This is a genomic window from Microbacterium sp. 05N427 (assembly GCF_056397105.1).
The window spans coordinates 157,918-172,891 of sequence record NZ_JBFTMT010000011.1 but is presented as its reverse complement, the minus strand read 5'-3'; the positions used below and the strand labels follow the sequence as shown (position 1 = coordinate 172,891).

Sequence of the window (14,974 nt, the reverse complement as noted above, 5' to 3'; positions counted from 1 at the left end):
GGCGAACCCTGGGGCACGCTCCGAGCCCACGAAACCCCGGACACCAACGCCCGGTCGCTCCCGGTGCGGCGTGCGCTGGGAACCGCAGATCGGCTCCCTCAAGCCGCGACGCTCTCTGAAAGCGCCCCCTGGACGCGCTCGATGAACACGCTCGCCAGGCCTGCAAGGGCGGCGATGTCGCCGGACGGCTCCGAACGGATGCCTGCACGGTCGGTGCTATCGACCCAGCCCTGGTCACGGTGCCACCAGTCCGCATCCGTGATCTCACGGGCCCTCGGCCGGTCCGGATGATTCCACGTGAAGAACTCCCGCCAGCGCGGCAGGTACAGAGTACCCATCAGACCCTGCCAATCGCGTCCGGCGTAGTTGCTCAGCGCACCGGTGGTCGCGGGAACCAGCGGACCCCAGGTACTGAGGATCAATCGTTGACTGCGTTCGAGGCGATCTCGTTCCTCGGGGTCGCTGCCTGCGGCGCGGGCCTCGTCAAGAAATCGCCCGAGTAGCCAGAGCGGCTCAGTGCCGGCGATGGCATCGAGCAGTTCCATGCCTTGGATCCACATCCGGGTGAGTTCGTCATACCTCACGCCGTCGCACGCCCCGTACGCGTCGGCAATAGCAGGCAGCAGTTGGCGCGCAGTGTTCGTCACCGTCTGCCGAGCAACGTCGGCGAGGTCGAACCGGAACGCGCGATGGCGACCGAGGTCGCCGGCGGCGTCGCTCATCAAAGGTAGCGCCTCGGCGAATGCGCTCAGGTCGTACGTCGCAGTGCGCGGTGAGAACAACGATGACGTCGACGCACTGAACGACGGCCAGGCGGCGAACAGCGAGTCATGCGGTTCCGAGAAATCGTTGTCGTCCGGGAGGGAGTACGCCGTTGCAACGATCCGCTGCCAGGCAGAGGCCGCTGCCGGAACCGCCCGGCCGTATCGCGCGATCGTCCACTGCCGCACCCAATCGTCCACATCCACGCGACCGTCCCGCCACGCCAGCGAGGCGAAGAAGTCCATCGCCAGCGGGTTGTTCAGTCCCCCCTCCGGGAGCGCGGCGATCCCACGCAGTCGTGATGAAGGAACCTTCAGCCATTCCTCGACCCGGTCGTTCCATGTCGCAAGCTGGGCACCGAGGGCTGTGTCGCCGCCGAAGTTCCAGATCGCACCGAACGCGTAGTCGACTCCGCGGAAGTCCTCCTCGCGATCGAGCGCAAGATGACGATCGGAGACACCGTCGACGACCAGCACCCTGCGCGCGTCCAGCGCGTCAAGAAGCTCCCTCCGCGGGTTGTCCTGCCAGGCCAGGAGCACCCACGTCGCGCCAGGACGAGCCCGCTGCATGGCCCTTTCAATGCCGCGGCCGGCCTCGGCAATGTCGATCGTCGTCGTCCCGCCTTCGTGCAGCGGGTCGATCTTGAACATATCGACGGGACCGAGGAGCCTGTCGACAGCATCGTAGAAGACGGACGCGGCTTCCGTGAAGAGCGCGGAGCGAGGATCGAGCCAGGCAGGCCGGTCGAACCCCTGCCAGTCCTTGCCCGGCACGTCCACGAAGGCATCATCAGGGGTGCCGAAGTCACGGGGAACGACGCCGCCGAATCCGGGCACGACGGGCTCCACGCCCAGCTCACGCAGGCGGGCGATGATCCGCCGACCGAGTTGGACGCGTTTCGCGAGCAGCTCCTCCGACATCCCACCGGGATAGGACGACATGTTCTGCAGCAGCCACCACGGCTGATGCGATGGCAACGGGATCCAGTCGAGCGCCTCGTCACGCGAATACCCGAACCTCGTGAGCAGATCCACATATGCGCCCTCGATGCCTACAGGAACGAAGATCTCGTTGAACCCCCTCGCCACGAGACCATCGATCAGCCGCTCCCAGTCCTCCAAGGTCCGGTACGCGCCGACGTACGAGTCCTCGGTGTCGTTGCCGTAGAACCGATGCTGCAAGCGCGCCCTTGCGACGATCGGCGTCTCAGGGGCGATCGGACCGATCCCGGAGACCGCGGACAGAATCTCGTCGAAAGGCTCGCCCGTCTTGGCCAGAACCGATCGCAAACCCATCAGCGCCGTCGCAGGCGAAGAGGCGGTGATGTGCGGAAGCCCCTCCGTCGCAGAAACGACGAACCCGTCTTCCGACATCGGGACGATGTCGACCAGGACATTGCCCGCCGCCTTGCCCAGGACGCGGTCGAACGCATCTCGGGCAACCTGCTGAGCACTCGCGGTGACACCCGCCGTGAGGGCGGGGAGTCGCTGCGCTGCGCGCTGGTCGTGATTCATCAGAGCCCTTCACATGAATGGATTGCCCCGTGCGCGCCATCGATGGCGCGCTCGAGTCCGGGGATGGCGTCGCCTGTCCCACGACCCAGGACGGTGGGACAGGCAGGCTTCCGTGCTTTGCCGCCGCACGGCGCTCGAGCGCTCCGGGAAGCCTGAAAACGCCGCCCGAGGCCTGCGTCGGCGCACGCGTGATTTCGGCTACTACTTGTTGGCGCCGAGGGTTGCGCCTTCGATGATCCGGCGTCCCAGCCAGAGGAACACCGCGACGATGGGGCCGACGAGCAATACGACTCCGGCGAACAGCGCACCCCAGTTCGAGGTGTACTGAAGGCCGTAGTACATGTTCAGCAACGCGGCGGGCAGGGTTCGCTGGGCGCCGTCGGGAACGAGGAACAAGACGAGCAGAGTCTCGTTCCAGGCACCGAGGCCCGTGATGATGGCGATGGTCGTGACAGGTCCGCGTGCCACGGGAAGCATGATCTTGCGGAAGATCAGCCACGGGCCGGCGCCATCCAGCTGCGCCGCCTCCTCCAGAGAGCTGGGGAGCGAGCGGAAGTAGGCGGTGAGGACGAAGACCGTCCATGGAATAGCGGTCGCGGAGTAGAAGACCACCAGGCCGATCCGGGGATCCCAGGCACCGGTCACCCAATCCGTCATGAACTGTCCGACGCTCGTGTTGACGACGAAGTAAGGGATCAGCACCGTTTGCATGGGCAGAGCGATGCCCATGGCGAAGTACGCCGTCAGAGTCGACGCCGTGCGATCCATGCGACGGGCAAGTCCATAGGCGGCGGGGAGGGAGAATCCCATGACCAGCACCAGGCTGGAGAAGACGAAGATCAGCGTGACGAGCGTCGCCTGCCCGAAACCCGCCGTGTCCCATGCGGTGACGTAGTTTTCCCACTCGATGTGCGTGGGCAGTGCAAACGGGCCGAGCAGGATGTCACGGGTGGACTTCAGACTCGTCATCAGGACCCAGGCGAGCAAGCCCAGATTGAACGCGACCCAGAGCCAGATACCGGCCTTGATCACAGAGGGCACGATGTGATCGCCGAAGAGTCGACTGACCTTCCGCCCCCAAGACTCTGGGGGTCGGTGCCAGGGAGTATGTGCGATATGTGAAGTCACAGCTCGAGAGCCTCTCTTCTCGTGAGGCGCCGGGTGAGGCCCACGAGAACAAGGGATAGGAGGAACATGAGCACGCCGATCGCAGAGACGACGCCCAGATGTGGAAGACCGGACGGATCGTTGAACGCCATGTATTGCTGAATGGCGACGGTCCGAGCCGAGAGCGGCACACCCGAATTCGCGCTGCCGGTGAACGCGAGGACGATCTCGAAGACCTTGAGGGAACCGATGACCCACAGGACCGCGCAGGTCGCGAAGACGTCCCATGAAAGAGGAAGGGTGATCATCCGGAAGGCCTGCACCTTGGTGACGCCTTCAAGGGAGGCCGCCTCATACAGATCCTCCGGAATGCCATCGACGGCCGACATGAGGAGGATCACGTAGAAACCGGCCGCGGACCACGCGAGACCCGCGATGATGCAACGGAAGACGAGATCGGGGCCCAGCCACGACTGGGGCGGGAGGCCGATCCAGGAGAGCACCTGGTTCAGCGCTCCACGCGAATCCAGAGCGAAGCTCAATGCGGCGCCGATGGCGATCGGAGAGATGATGTTGGGCAGGTAGACCACGGAGCGTATGAAACCGCGGCCCTTCATTTGTCGCAGTGCCGCCATGCAGCAGAATGCCACGAGGAAGATGAGAATGCCTCCGCTGACCGCGAGCACCAGAGTGTTGATGAAGGACTGCCGGAAGGCGTCGTCCGTCAGGATGAAGAGGTAATTGCCGAAGCCCCGGAATGTGGCCTTCGTTCCGATACCGCTCCAGTCGAACAGACTGATGGCTGCGCCGTAGATCGCCGGCACCACGAAGAGCAGCGTGTAGACGAGGACTGCGGGCCAGATGAAGGCCCGCAGTCCTCCCTTGCGARAAGTCATACTCACCGAGTGCCGCTCGCGATGTACGCCGCGGTCTTCTCCTTGCCCTGAGCGACGAACTCCTCGGGCGTGATCTTGCCGAAGACGAGCTGGTCATCCAGCGCAAGCAGAACGTCCTTGTACCACGTCGGCGCATTGGCCGCGGCATTGTCCATGTAGCCGGTGGTCGCGCTGCTGTCGAGCACGGCCTTCTGCATGGCGGCCAGGGCGCTGGGCGCCTCGACGTCGGAGCGGGCCGGGATGTTCAGCGCATCGGAACCGATCTTCTCGATGTACTTCTTCTGCACCAGGAACTTGATGAACTCCTTGGCGCCCTTGGCGTTCTTGCCCTTGGCGTTGACGGTCCAGCCGAGGACGTTGAGTTCCTCGACCGACTTCGATTCAGCGCCGTAGGTCGGGAACGGGAAGGTGCTGAGCTTGGCGCTGCTGGGGACGACCGACTTGACCTCGCCGGCGAGCCACGAGCCGTTCAGGTCGAAGACGTRGTCTCCCTGAGCCCACGCGTTCTGCGCGTTCGGATAGCGCGAGCCATCGTATCCACTCTGGAAATACGGGCGGATGGATGCGACTTCCTGTGCGGCGGCGAGGACCGCGGGATCGCTCCACGCATCAGCCGACTTGCTCAGGTTCAAGATCGCTCCCGGACCGTGCGAGCGTAGCATCAGCCAGTAGAACCAGAGCACGTTGTAGGAGGCGTTGCCGCCCTCCTGCGCGATCGGGACCTTGCCGGACTCCTTGAGCTTCGCGAACTCCGCCTTCAGATCGTCCCAGCTCGCAGGAGCCTTCGAGACCAGCTCTGGGTGAGCGTCCGCGTCGTACCACACGCCTCCGGAAAGGATGGTGTGCGGGATGAATGCCAGGCCGTCCTTGTCGGAAGCGGCATCGATCACGGACTTCGGGTAGTCCTCCTTGATCGTCGTGCTCTCACCCTCAGCCTTCGAGGACAGCACATCGGATAGGTCCGCGATCAGGCCCGCCGAGCGGTACGCCGGAGCGTTGTCGGGCGAGTCGTCGAACATGTCAGGCCCGGTACCCGAGTTTGAAGCATTGATGATCGCCGTCGAGCCGCCGTTGCCGAGCTGCTTGATGTCGACCTTGACACCGGTCTTGCTGGTGTAGTCCTTCGCCGCCTGGGCGAAGATCTTCGCCTGGGGGGTATCTGCCGGCCAGGCCGTCAGATACGTCACCGTACCGCCGGACTTCTCTCCGGCATCGCCTCCGCCGACCTTCTGGCCGCAGCCAGAAAGGGCGACGGTAGCGAGGGCGATGGTGCCGATGGCCATGAATGATGCAGTGCGTCGCGACAACCTCATCGCGCGCTCCTTCCTCTGAGGGTGAAGTGCTGGGTGGTGCGAGCCATCCGGGTGAGAGCTCGCACTCGAAGTATTACATAAGGCCATTCTTTAATACAAGAGACTCTTTTTATCCCTGTTGACGAGCGATTAAATCGTCCGTGAAAGTATCAAGCCGGGGGCCTTCCTCGAGCTGCAGATCGCCGCCGCGAGCCCCTAGGGAGAGCACCTCCACGATGTTGTCGCCCCTCTCCCACAACGCGCCAGGCGCGTACAGCGTGCCCTGAGGGCCCCGTGCGTCGAGGCGGCCGACGAGGAAGCCGTTGAGCCAGACGTAGACCTTCTCCCAGCCCGGGAGGGCGATGAACGCGTCGGCCGGGCGATCGCAGGCGAGCTCAGAACGATAGACACCCGATGCCTCGTCGGTCGATGAGGTCGGGATCTCCGGGAGCTCGGTCAGCGATTGCAGGTCCACGGGCCACTGGCTCCACCCGTGAACGAGGCGTGAGACGCCGTGAGCATCCAAACAGGCTCCCCCCAGGAGTCCCTTCTTTTCGCCGACGTGACGGCCGAAGTTCACCCTTCCCTCGTTCTCGACGACGATCGAGAGCCGCGCCACAGTACCGGTGCCGGCGAGCGGCACGCCCTCATCCGGCACGTTGCGATCGACGCGATGAACCAGAGCACCGTCGAGGAACACCCAGGCGCGATCCCGGGGTTCGAGCACACGGAGGGTGGTGTCTTCCGCGGGAATCAACAGATCCGCCTCGTACAACGTCAGCCCTGCGGGCTGGCGGAGCTGCTCCTGGGAGAGCGGCAGCTCGGAAGTGCGCACGCCGGCCATGGCGGAGCTCCGCAGAGCCGCCAGCAGAGACGCGCCAGGCACAAGCGGCACACGTCGGGCCGGCTGACGCTCCGGGAGCGGCGGCGGATCCGGCAGACGCACGCCTCGGGCAGATCCGAACAGACGTCTCAGCTCCCAGAATTTCTCCGTGAGCTCACCGGCTTCGCCGATGGGGGCGTCGGAGTCATATGAAGTGACAGTCGGAAGGTAAACACCCTGATCGATGTTCGCCCCGGGCCACGTGCCGAAGCTCGTTCCTCCATGAGCCATATAGATATTGATGGATCCACCGCCGTCAAGCAGGGGCTCGATCGCCGACGCCATATCCTCTGCCGCGCGCGTATGGTGCTCGCGTCCCCAGTGGTCGAACCACCCGCCCCAGAATTCGGCGCACAAGAAAGGTTCTCCCGGCCGGCGTCGCTCCAGCACTCGCATAGCGTCTACCGCGGCGCTGCCGAAGTTTGCCGTCGCAGCCACATCCGGGAGCGTCCCCGCGTCGAGCATGAGGTCGGTCGGCCCGTCGGAGGTGAACAACGGCACCTCGATGCCGCGCGATCGAAGCCCCTCGCGCAGATGCTCCAGATACCCGCGATCCGAGCCGAACGAGCCGTACTCGTTCTCGACCTGCACGGCCACGATCGGCCCGCCGTGAGTCGTCTGCAGGGGCACTACCTGGGGCATCAGTGCATCGAACCAGGCGTCCACCGGCCCAAGGAACCGGGCGTCGCTGGTTCGCACCGGGATCGGCCCGTCGTACTGCAACCAAGTCGGCAGGCCGCCGTTGTCCCACTCCGCGCAGATGAACGGCCCAGGGCGCACGATGACGGCAAGCCCCACCTGCTCGGCCAGGCGGATGAAGCGCGTCAGGTCGCGCCATCCATCGAAGTCGAACCTGCCGCGCGCACGCTCGTGGAAGTTCCACGGCACGTACGTCTCCACGTGCGTGGCACCCATCGCCGCCAGCCTTCCCAACCGGTCGGCCCACAGCGCCGGGTGGACGCGGAAGTAGTGCATCGCGCCCGACAGTACGCGCTCTTGATCGATCCATCCCGTGGGAGGCATGCGCCCGTTCGAAGCGCTCACAGCGACACGACCTCGCCCCGCTCACGCGCCCGCTCCGCAGCCCAGACGAGCTGATGCGACTCGAAGCTTTCGCGGACGGATGACACCGCCGACACATCGCGCATCAACACCGCGTGCAGGAAGGCCTCCACAAGCCGTCCGTCCGCGCCGCCATGGCCGTCAGCCGCGCTGGCGCCGCCGGACGGCATGGTGTCGATCGTCTTCGACTCGCCCGTTGCGAAGTCCACGATCGTCAGGTGCCGGCCGTCACCGTCGATGGAACCCGCGGTACCGAACACACGGGTCTTGCGGAACTCCAGCTGTGTGAACGCGACAGCCGTGAAGGAGGCGGTGGCGCCGTCGTCGAACTCCAGGGTGACGACCTGGTGATCTGCGACGTCGTTCTGCCCGTTGTAGACGCACTCTCCGTAAGGTCCGTTCTCGAGCGCATCCTGCACCGTCTCTCGCGTGGGGTTCGGCGTCAGCACGCCCAAGGGCCAGACCTGATAGGACGGAGTATCGAGGAATCCCTCGTAGATCTTCGTCGCGGAATAGGCACAGGTCTTCTGTAGTGGGCAGTCGACGCAGCGGTTCGCGGCCTGGGCGGGCTTGTTCTCCGGCGTGAACCAATACAGCCCACCGAAAGACGAGATCCTGCGGACGGATCTTCCGACGATGTAGGACAGCCAGTCCAGGTCATGTGACGACTTGGCCATCAGCATGGAGCTCGATGACGCTTCGTTGCGCCAGTTCCCGCGCACGTAGGAATGCGCGAAGTGCCACCACCCGATCGGTTCGAGATGCTCGACGGATACGATCTTTCCGATCGTGCCGTCCTCGAGGAGCGCCTTGAGCTCACGCGTGTAGTCGCTGTAACGCATGACGTGACCAACGGCCATGATGACTCCTGCGGCTTCGACGGCGGCGACGATCTGAGCTGCCTCCTCCTCCGTCGGCGCGATCGGCTTCTCCAGGAGGATGTCGTAGCCGGCCTCGGCGAAGGCAACGGCGGGTTCGTTGTGGGCGCGGTCCTGGGTCGCGACGACGACGGCATCGTCGACTTTCGGCGACGCCAACAGATGCTCCCAGGTGGTGAAGACGCGGTCATCGCTGAGCGCGAACTCCTCGGCGAACAGCCTGCGGCGTTCTGGATCGGGCTCGGCCACCGACGACACCATGGCACCGGCTCGCGCTGCGAGTCGCGCATAGTTCGTGCCACGCGAGCCGGCACCGACGACGGCGAGACGGACAGAGGTGGACATGCATCTCCTAGCTTCGTACGTATGCGGTCTCATGACCGACTGTTAATATATAGGAGCCTTGCGTAATATGGGAAGGGGTGGCATGGGCCGTGGCGAGGTAGCTGGGCTTGAAGACCGCGCCATACTGAGACTCGTGCACGAACTAGACGGCAGCGAAGTTTCCACCCTGCGGTGGATCAACGAACGGGCCGTGCTCAGACTCCTGTTCGACTCCGATCGCGCTCGCTCGGTGGCGGAGATCGCCGCTGCGCGTGCGCTCAGTCGCCCCACTGTCGAAGGGACGCTCGCCCAGCTTCTTCGCGAGGGATGGGTCCTGGAAAGCGAGCCCCAGACTTCGGGGCGAGGTGCGGGGAGACCTGCCAAGTACTACGCCTTCGCGGACCGCTCGAAACTCATCATGGGCGTGGATCTCGGCCCGCACGGAGTGATCTGCACGGCGGCGACTTTGCGCGGCGAGGTGCTTGCGACGGCTCGGATCGCCGACCTCGACATCCCGAGCGGAGAACAGGCCTTCGCCGCGCTCGTCGACGCCGTCACAGCGGCTCTGACCGAATCCGGCAGGGCGGAGAAGGATGTCATCGCGCTCACCGTGGGACTTCCCGCGATCGTCGACGCCCGGGGCGATGTCTCCCTGACAGTCGTCGTGCCGGAATGGCGTTCGTTCCGCCTCACAGAACGCATCCGTGAGCGGTTCGCCTCGATGCATGTCATCTTTGAGAACGACGCCAACCTGGCGACCGTCGGCGAACTCGCGTGGGGAAGCGCGGTTGGCGCTCGGAGCATGGTCAACGTCCTCGTGGGACATCGGGTGGGTGCGGGAGTCATCCTCGACGGCAGGCTCACGCGCGGCGTGCATGGCGCCGCGGGCGAGATCGGCGCATTGCCCGCGGCCCGATGGGAGAGCGCATACCGCAGACTGGCTGGCCCGGCCGGCCGCGTACAAGACACTCTGGGCGGCATCGCCGACGACGACCCGGCGGCTCTTCGGAGGCTGGAGAAGTTCGCGGAGGATCTCGCGCGAGGAATCGCGGCATTGTGCCTCGTTCTCGATCCTGAAGTCGTCATCATCGGTGGCGGGAGCACGCGCTTCGGCGAGCGCCTGATCGAGCCCCTTCATGCTGCTGTCGCGGCTCTGACTCTCTTCCCCGTGGAGCTGCGCACCTCCACGCTCGGCCAATCGGCCGTCGCACTCGGGGGCGTCGCCATGAGCCGCGACCACCTGACCCACACGGTGCTGCAGATCGCCTGACCAGCCTGCGACGGCCGAAGGGGCGGAGCGCGGGCGCCCCGCCCCTTCGGCACGTGCCGGCGCTCCTACTGCAACCGGATGTCGTTCACCGCCACGTGACCCCAGGTGAGGTTCGCGGCGGAGAACTGGACCTCGAATCGGGTTGCGGTGAAGGGCGCGCTGAACGCCRGTGTCCTGGTCTCGACCGTCGACGTGTTGCTCGCCCACGTGACCGCCGTCGTCGGAACGACCGTCTGCCACGTGCCCGTGTCTCCGTTCAGCGCCTGCACGAAGACCTGAGTCGGACCCTGCCCCTGCCCGAAGGCGGCGCTCAACGTGATCGACGTCGCCGTCACCGGTGGACCGTCGATCTGCACGTAGCCGAGTGCGGACCCTTCGGATGCCCACGAGGTCGCAGGGTTGTCGTCGACCAGTGCCGCGGTGGTGTTGCTGGACGACAGTTCACCCATGTTCGTCGCCGCCATGCCCCGGTACGAGGCGGACAGCTCGTTGAGCGCCACATGCCCCCAGGTCAGATTGGCCGCCTTGATGACGACCCGGATCCGGCCGGTCGTCACCGCGGCGGGCAGCATCAGACGCTTGTACTCGACGGTCGAGTTGTTGGACGACCAACTGATCGGCGCGTTCGAGAGCTGCGTCTGCCAGCCGGTGCCGTTCCAGGTCTGGACATCGACGCTGGTCGGACCCTGCCCTTGGCCGAATGCCGCCGCGAGGGTGATGGTGTCGATTGTGCGGGGGTCGTCGTACTGCACAGTGACATCGCCGGGGAACGTGGCGCCGTTCGCAGCGGCCCACGATGTCGTCACATCCCCATCGGCGACGTTTGCGACGCTTCCCGCGGACGTTCCGAGTGCGGTCGAAGCGGTCGCCGCGACGGCGTGCTGGATCGCGCCGAGATCGACGGCCCCTACGGGCACCTTGCCGCCGAGCGCATCCTTCGACTGCCCCCACTCGGAGACGCCCTTGTTGCGCGCCGGCGACGTGGCGGCGGGTGTGAACGCCGCAACGTACGCCGTGAACTGCGTCGGCGTGATGAAACCGCCGGACGGCAGCGTGGCGGCTGTGTTGGCCAGCTGCGGGTCGCCCACGGCGGCACCGGCGTCGTTCGCCGCGGGGGCCGTGGAGGAGGTTCCGTTCCAATAGAGGTTGTTCGAGTAAGGCGTCACCGGCTGACCTGAGACGTTGTACGGAGCATTGGAGGGGTTGTAGATGACGTTGTCGGCTACCGCCTGACCCCGGCCGATCGAGTTGCCGGACGTGTCCACCGCCACGATGCCTGCGAGCTGTTTGGGCGCGCCGCTGACACCAGGAGACGTAAGCGTGGGCCCGGGGTCCGCGGAGGTCCAGATCGTGTTGTTGTGAGCTCGCGTGCCCCCGCAGCCGGAGAGGAATCGAAAGATGAGGCGCTTGTCATTGACACTGAGGTTGTAGCGCACCTGGTTCTGATACGCGGAGATCAGACACATGAAGAAACCACCGTTGTTGCTGTCGCTGATGTTGTTCTGCACGACACTGTTCTGCGAGCCCATGTCGGCGTCGAACGCGAGTCCGTCGGCGTCGGAATAGATGCCCTCAGCGGCGGTCCGTCGAACCGTGTTGTACTGCACGACGATGCCCTTGGTGCCCTGCCACCAGATGCCGACGTTGCCTCCACCGCCGATCAGCTGATGGCTTGCGGCGCGGTCGACCGTGTTCCATTCGACGAGAGCGTTGTCCGCGTACTGCGGAGTGATGCCGCCTCCGGTGACGTCATGAACGTAGTTCTGATCCACCGTGAGACCGGCGAACGCCTTACGCGTCCCTGAGACCTCCGCCGAAGGGATACCGGTCTCCCCCGAATAGATCTCGCAGCCACCGCACCACGTCGTGAACGTCGAAATGCCGTATGCGTTGACGTCGCTGACCTCGTTGCCGGAGATGCGGGTGCCGGAGAACCACGTCGGCACCGAGTTCCCGCGCACGCCCACGGCGATGCCGCCCTCTCCGATTCCGCCCGACTTGCCCTGCCCGTCCACGAGGTGCACCAGGTTATTCAGAATCGAGATGCCGTCGACCTCGCCGATGTCCTTCGCTTCGACGTAGATGCCACGACGGATGTTGGCCGTGGACGTCGTCATCGAGGCCGAGTTCGTGACCTCCAGGTTCTGGATGGTGACGTAGTTCGCGTTCCGCACGGTCAGGGTGTTGGTGACGACGCCCGCGCCGTCGATCCGGCCGCGGCCCGTCCCGTACGAACCGATCGTGATCGGCGCTCCCGCCGATCCGGACGACGTCACCGTGAGGCTTCCCGTCCAGGATGAACCGCCCTTGAACAGAACGCTGTCGCCGGGGGCGAAGCTCGACGCGTTCACCTTGTCGAGAGAACGCCATGGTGAACCGGTGCTCGTGCCGGCGGCGCCGTCGTTGCCAGCGCCCGCATCGACGTAATAAGTAGTTCCACCGGCGGCGTGCCCCGGCGCCGCAGCGATGACGCTGGACCCGAAGACAGCCAGGAGCGCGGCGACCGCCAGCGCGGCCATTCGATTCGGGGTCAACGGTCTTATGCGTGGATTAGTCATGTCCTGCCCTTCGTTGGACGGTGCGATCGCAGATAATATATAAGGCCATTGCATAAATAGCCAGCCCCTGGTTCGAGGACCGGGAAGAGGGCTTTCCCGCGCCGCACTGTTACCGCTTCCGGACACGCCCGGGCCCCGCCGAGGGCAAAGAGTGATGGAACAGTGATGCAACAACCCGCGCGCGAAATTGCATCCGACCCGTTCCAGGCGTAGTTTTGCCGCTCGTGGCAAATGACAGCCGTGAGAGCGCCGACGCCCCGCAGGTAGCCAAACGCATCCTGCTCGGAGAACCGCTCAGCACAGAGAAGGCGAACGAACAGCTCCTCCCGAAACGGATGGCGCTGCCGATCTTCGCATCCGACGCGCTCTCCTCCGTGGCCTACGGCCCGCAGGAGATGCTGATGACCCTGGGGCTCGGCGGACTGGCGTTCCTCGCCTTCGCCCCGTGGGTCGCCGCGGCGGTCGTGCTGCTGCTGATCGTGATCGTGCTGAGCTATCGCAAGCTCATCCAGGCCTACCCCTCGGGCGGCGGCGACTACGAGGTCGCCTCGAAGAACCTCGGCGAGATCCCTGCTGTCGTCGTGGCCGCCGCGCTCCTGGTCGACTACATCCTGACGGTGTCGGTGTCGATCGCCTCCGGCGTGGACAACATCATCTCGGCCGTGCCGCAGCTGAACCCGTGGCGCGTGGAGCTCGCGGTCGGCTTCGTCATCCTCATCGTCGTCGTGAACCTGCGCGGCGTGCGCGAGGCGTCGACCTTCTTCGCGATCCCCACGTACGTGTTCGTCGGATCCGTCGCCGTCATGATCGTCACGGGGCTGGTGCGCACGTTCCTCGGCGACGCCCCGATCGCCGAGAGCGCGCAGTACACGATGCACGGCGACCAGCTCGCGAACGCGGCGGTCATCCTTCTCGTGCTGCGGGCGTTCTCCAGCGGCTGTTCCGCCCTGACCGGCGTCGAGGCCGTCTCGAACGGCGTGCAGGCGTTCCGGATCCCGAAGATCCGCAACGCCCAGGCGACGCTCGCGATGATGGGCGGGATCGCGATCGTGCTGTTCACCGGCCTCACCGCGCTCGGACTGATCACGCAGGTGCACTACGCGGAGGATCCCTGCCGCGACCTCGTCGGATACGTCTGCGGCCAGCCGCAGCAATCGCTCATGGCGCAGGTGGCATCCGCGGTGTTCGGCGGAGGATCGCTGCCCTTCTTCATCATCCAGGCCGCCACGGCCTGCGTCCTACTGCTCGCCGCCAACACCGCGTTCAACGGCTTCCCGCTGCTCGGCGCCGTGCTGGCCCGCGACGGCTACGCCCCCAAGGCGCTGAACACCCGCGGTGACCGGCTGGTGTTCTCGAACGGAATGATCCTGCTCGGCATCGCCGCGATCGGCGTGCTGGTGCTGTTCCAGGCGAACCTGACCAGCCTCATCCAGCTGTACATCATCGGCGTGTTCGTGTCGTTCTCGCTCGGCCAGGTCGGCATGGTGCGGCACTGGAGGACACTGCTCCGCAACGCCCGGAGCCAGAACGCGGAGGTCGCGGCGCAGGCACGGCGCACCGCCTACACGGGGCTGGCGATCAACTCGCTCGGCGCCACGCTGACCATCGCGGTGCTCGTGATCGTCACGGTCACCAAGTTCACGCACGGCGCGTGGATGGTGTTCATCGCGATCCCGATCCTCGCCGTGCTGATGATGGGCGTGAAGCGCTACTACCGCGACGTCGAGCACGAGATCTCGATCGACGACACGACCCACTTCGGATCCGAGGGCGACGTCGCGATCATCCTCGTCAACCGGCTGCAGAAGCCCGTGATCAAGGCGATCGACTACGCCATCGCCGCCAAGCACCAGAAGACGATCGCGCTGCACGTCGCCGCCAATCCGGAGGATGGCGTGCAGCTGCAGAAGGACTGGCAGCAGCACCGGATCCCGATCCCTCTCGTGATCGTGGAGTCGCCGTTCCGCCACTACGCGGCACCGGTCGAGGCCTACATCAGCAAGTACCGACAGAAGCACGGCCCCGCGGTGGTCACGGTGTACCTGCCGCAGTACATCGTCGGRCACTGGTGGGAATCGATCCTGCACAACCGTCGTGCACGTCGCGTGGCCAACCAGCTGATGATGGTGCACGGCGTCACGATCACGCTCGTGCCGTGGCTGCTCGACTCCTCCGAGCTCATCTACGGCCGCCGCTCCCGGCCGGTGCCCGGCCAGCAGCGCAGCGGTCGCCCGCTCTACGGCGACGCGCATGCGCAGGCCGGACGCCGCGTGCAGCGTCCCGCAGGCCCGCCCGAGAAGGACTGAGCGCCGGCAGAGCGGCGGTGCCCCTTCGTCCTCCACAGGTCGCCTTCTCGGAGAGTTTTGCACCGTTTGAATTCAGCCTCTGATCTGGGGGTTGAATGTCGGTGGCCCGGGGTTGAATGGAG

The 14,974-nt window shown here is 65.5% G+C and carries 9 protein-coding genes; 2 read left to right on the top strand and 7 right to left on the bottom strand.

Going from position 1 to position 14,974, the window contains the following annotated elements:
- Nucleotides 1-98 precede the first annotated feature (98 nt).
- The 6 genes from AC1DG4_RS13100 to AC1DG4_RS13075 all read right to left on the bottom strand — a co-directional run bounded on the left by AC1DG4_RS13100 (nt 99) and on the right by AC1DG4_RS13075 (nt 8,739).
- On the bottom strand, nt 99-2,057 hold the full coding sequence (locus tag AC1DG4_RS13100; RefSeq protein ID WP_477381488.1) for an alpha-N-acetylglucosaminidase: 1,959 nt from the start codon (nt 2,055-2,057) through the stop codon (nt 99-101).
- A 420-nt stretch (nt 2,058-2,477) separates the two neighbouring features.
- Entirely contained in the window at nt 2,478-3,317 is an 840-nt protein-coding gene (locus AC1DG4_RS13095) for a carbohydrate ABC transporter permease (protein ID WP_477381275.1), read from the bottom strand.
- An 83-nt stretch (nt 3,318-3,400) separates the two neighbouring features.
- Nucleotides 3,401-4,279, bottom strand: coding sequence for a carbohydrate ABC transporter permease (locus AC1DG4_RS13090; RefSeq protein ID WP_477421270.1), 879 nt, complete (start codon nt 4,277-4,279; stop codon nt 3,401-3,403).
- A 2-nt stretch (nt 4,280-4,281) separates the two neighbouring features.
- Nucleotides 4,282-5,592, bottom strand: coding sequence for an ABC transporter substrate-binding protein (locus AC1DG4_RS13085; RefSeq protein ID WP_477421269.1), 1,311 nt, complete (start codon nt 5,590-5,592; stop codon nt 4,282-4,284).
- Nucleotides 5,593-5,701: 109 nt separating this feature from the next.
- Entirely contained in the window at nt 5,702-7,477 is a 1,776-nt protein-coding gene (locus AC1DG4_RS13080; RefSeq protein ID WP_477381486.1) for a glycoside hydrolase family 35 protein, read from the bottom strand.
- Nucleotides 7,478-7,494: 17 nt separating this feature from the next.
- Nucleotides 7,495-8,739 (bottom strand): Gfo/Idh/MocA family protein, encoded by a 1,245-nt coding sequence (locus AC1DG4_RS13075; RefSeq protein ID WP_477381270.1) that lies wholly within the window; start codon nt 8,737-8,739, stop codon nt 7,495-7,497.
- 82 nt (nt 8,740-8,821) lie between these two features.
- On the opposite strand from AC1DG4_RS13075, the gene AC1DG4_RS13070 reads away from it, so the two are divergent.
- Nucleotides 8,822-9,988, top strand: a complete 1,167-nt coding sequence (locus tag AC1DG4_RS13070) for an ROK family transcriptional regulator (protein WP_477381268.1) — start codon at nt 8,822-8,824, stop codon at nt 9,986-9,988.
- Nucleotides 9,989-10,053: 65 nt separating this feature from the next.
- On the opposite strand, the gene AC1DG4_RS13065 is transcribed toward AC1DG4_RS13070, so the two are convergent.
- Entirely contained in the window at nt 10,054-12,522 is a 2,469-nt protein-coding gene (locus tag AC1DG4_RS13065; RefSeq protein WP_477421268.1) for a discoidin domain-containing protein, read from the bottom strand.
- Nucleotides 12,523-12,770: 248 nt separating this feature from the next.
- Here AC1DG4_RS13065 and AC1DG4_RS13060 point away from each other — a divergent pair, with 248 nt between their 5' ends.
- The gene (locus tag AC1DG4_RS13060; RefSeq protein WP_477381264.1) at nt 12,771-14,852 is read left to right on the top strand and encodes an APC family permease; all 2,082 of its coding nucleotides are present in this window, start codon (nt 12,771-12,773) and stop codon (nt 14,850-14,852) included.
- The last annotated feature ends 122 nt before the right edge of the window (nt 14,853-14,974 follow it).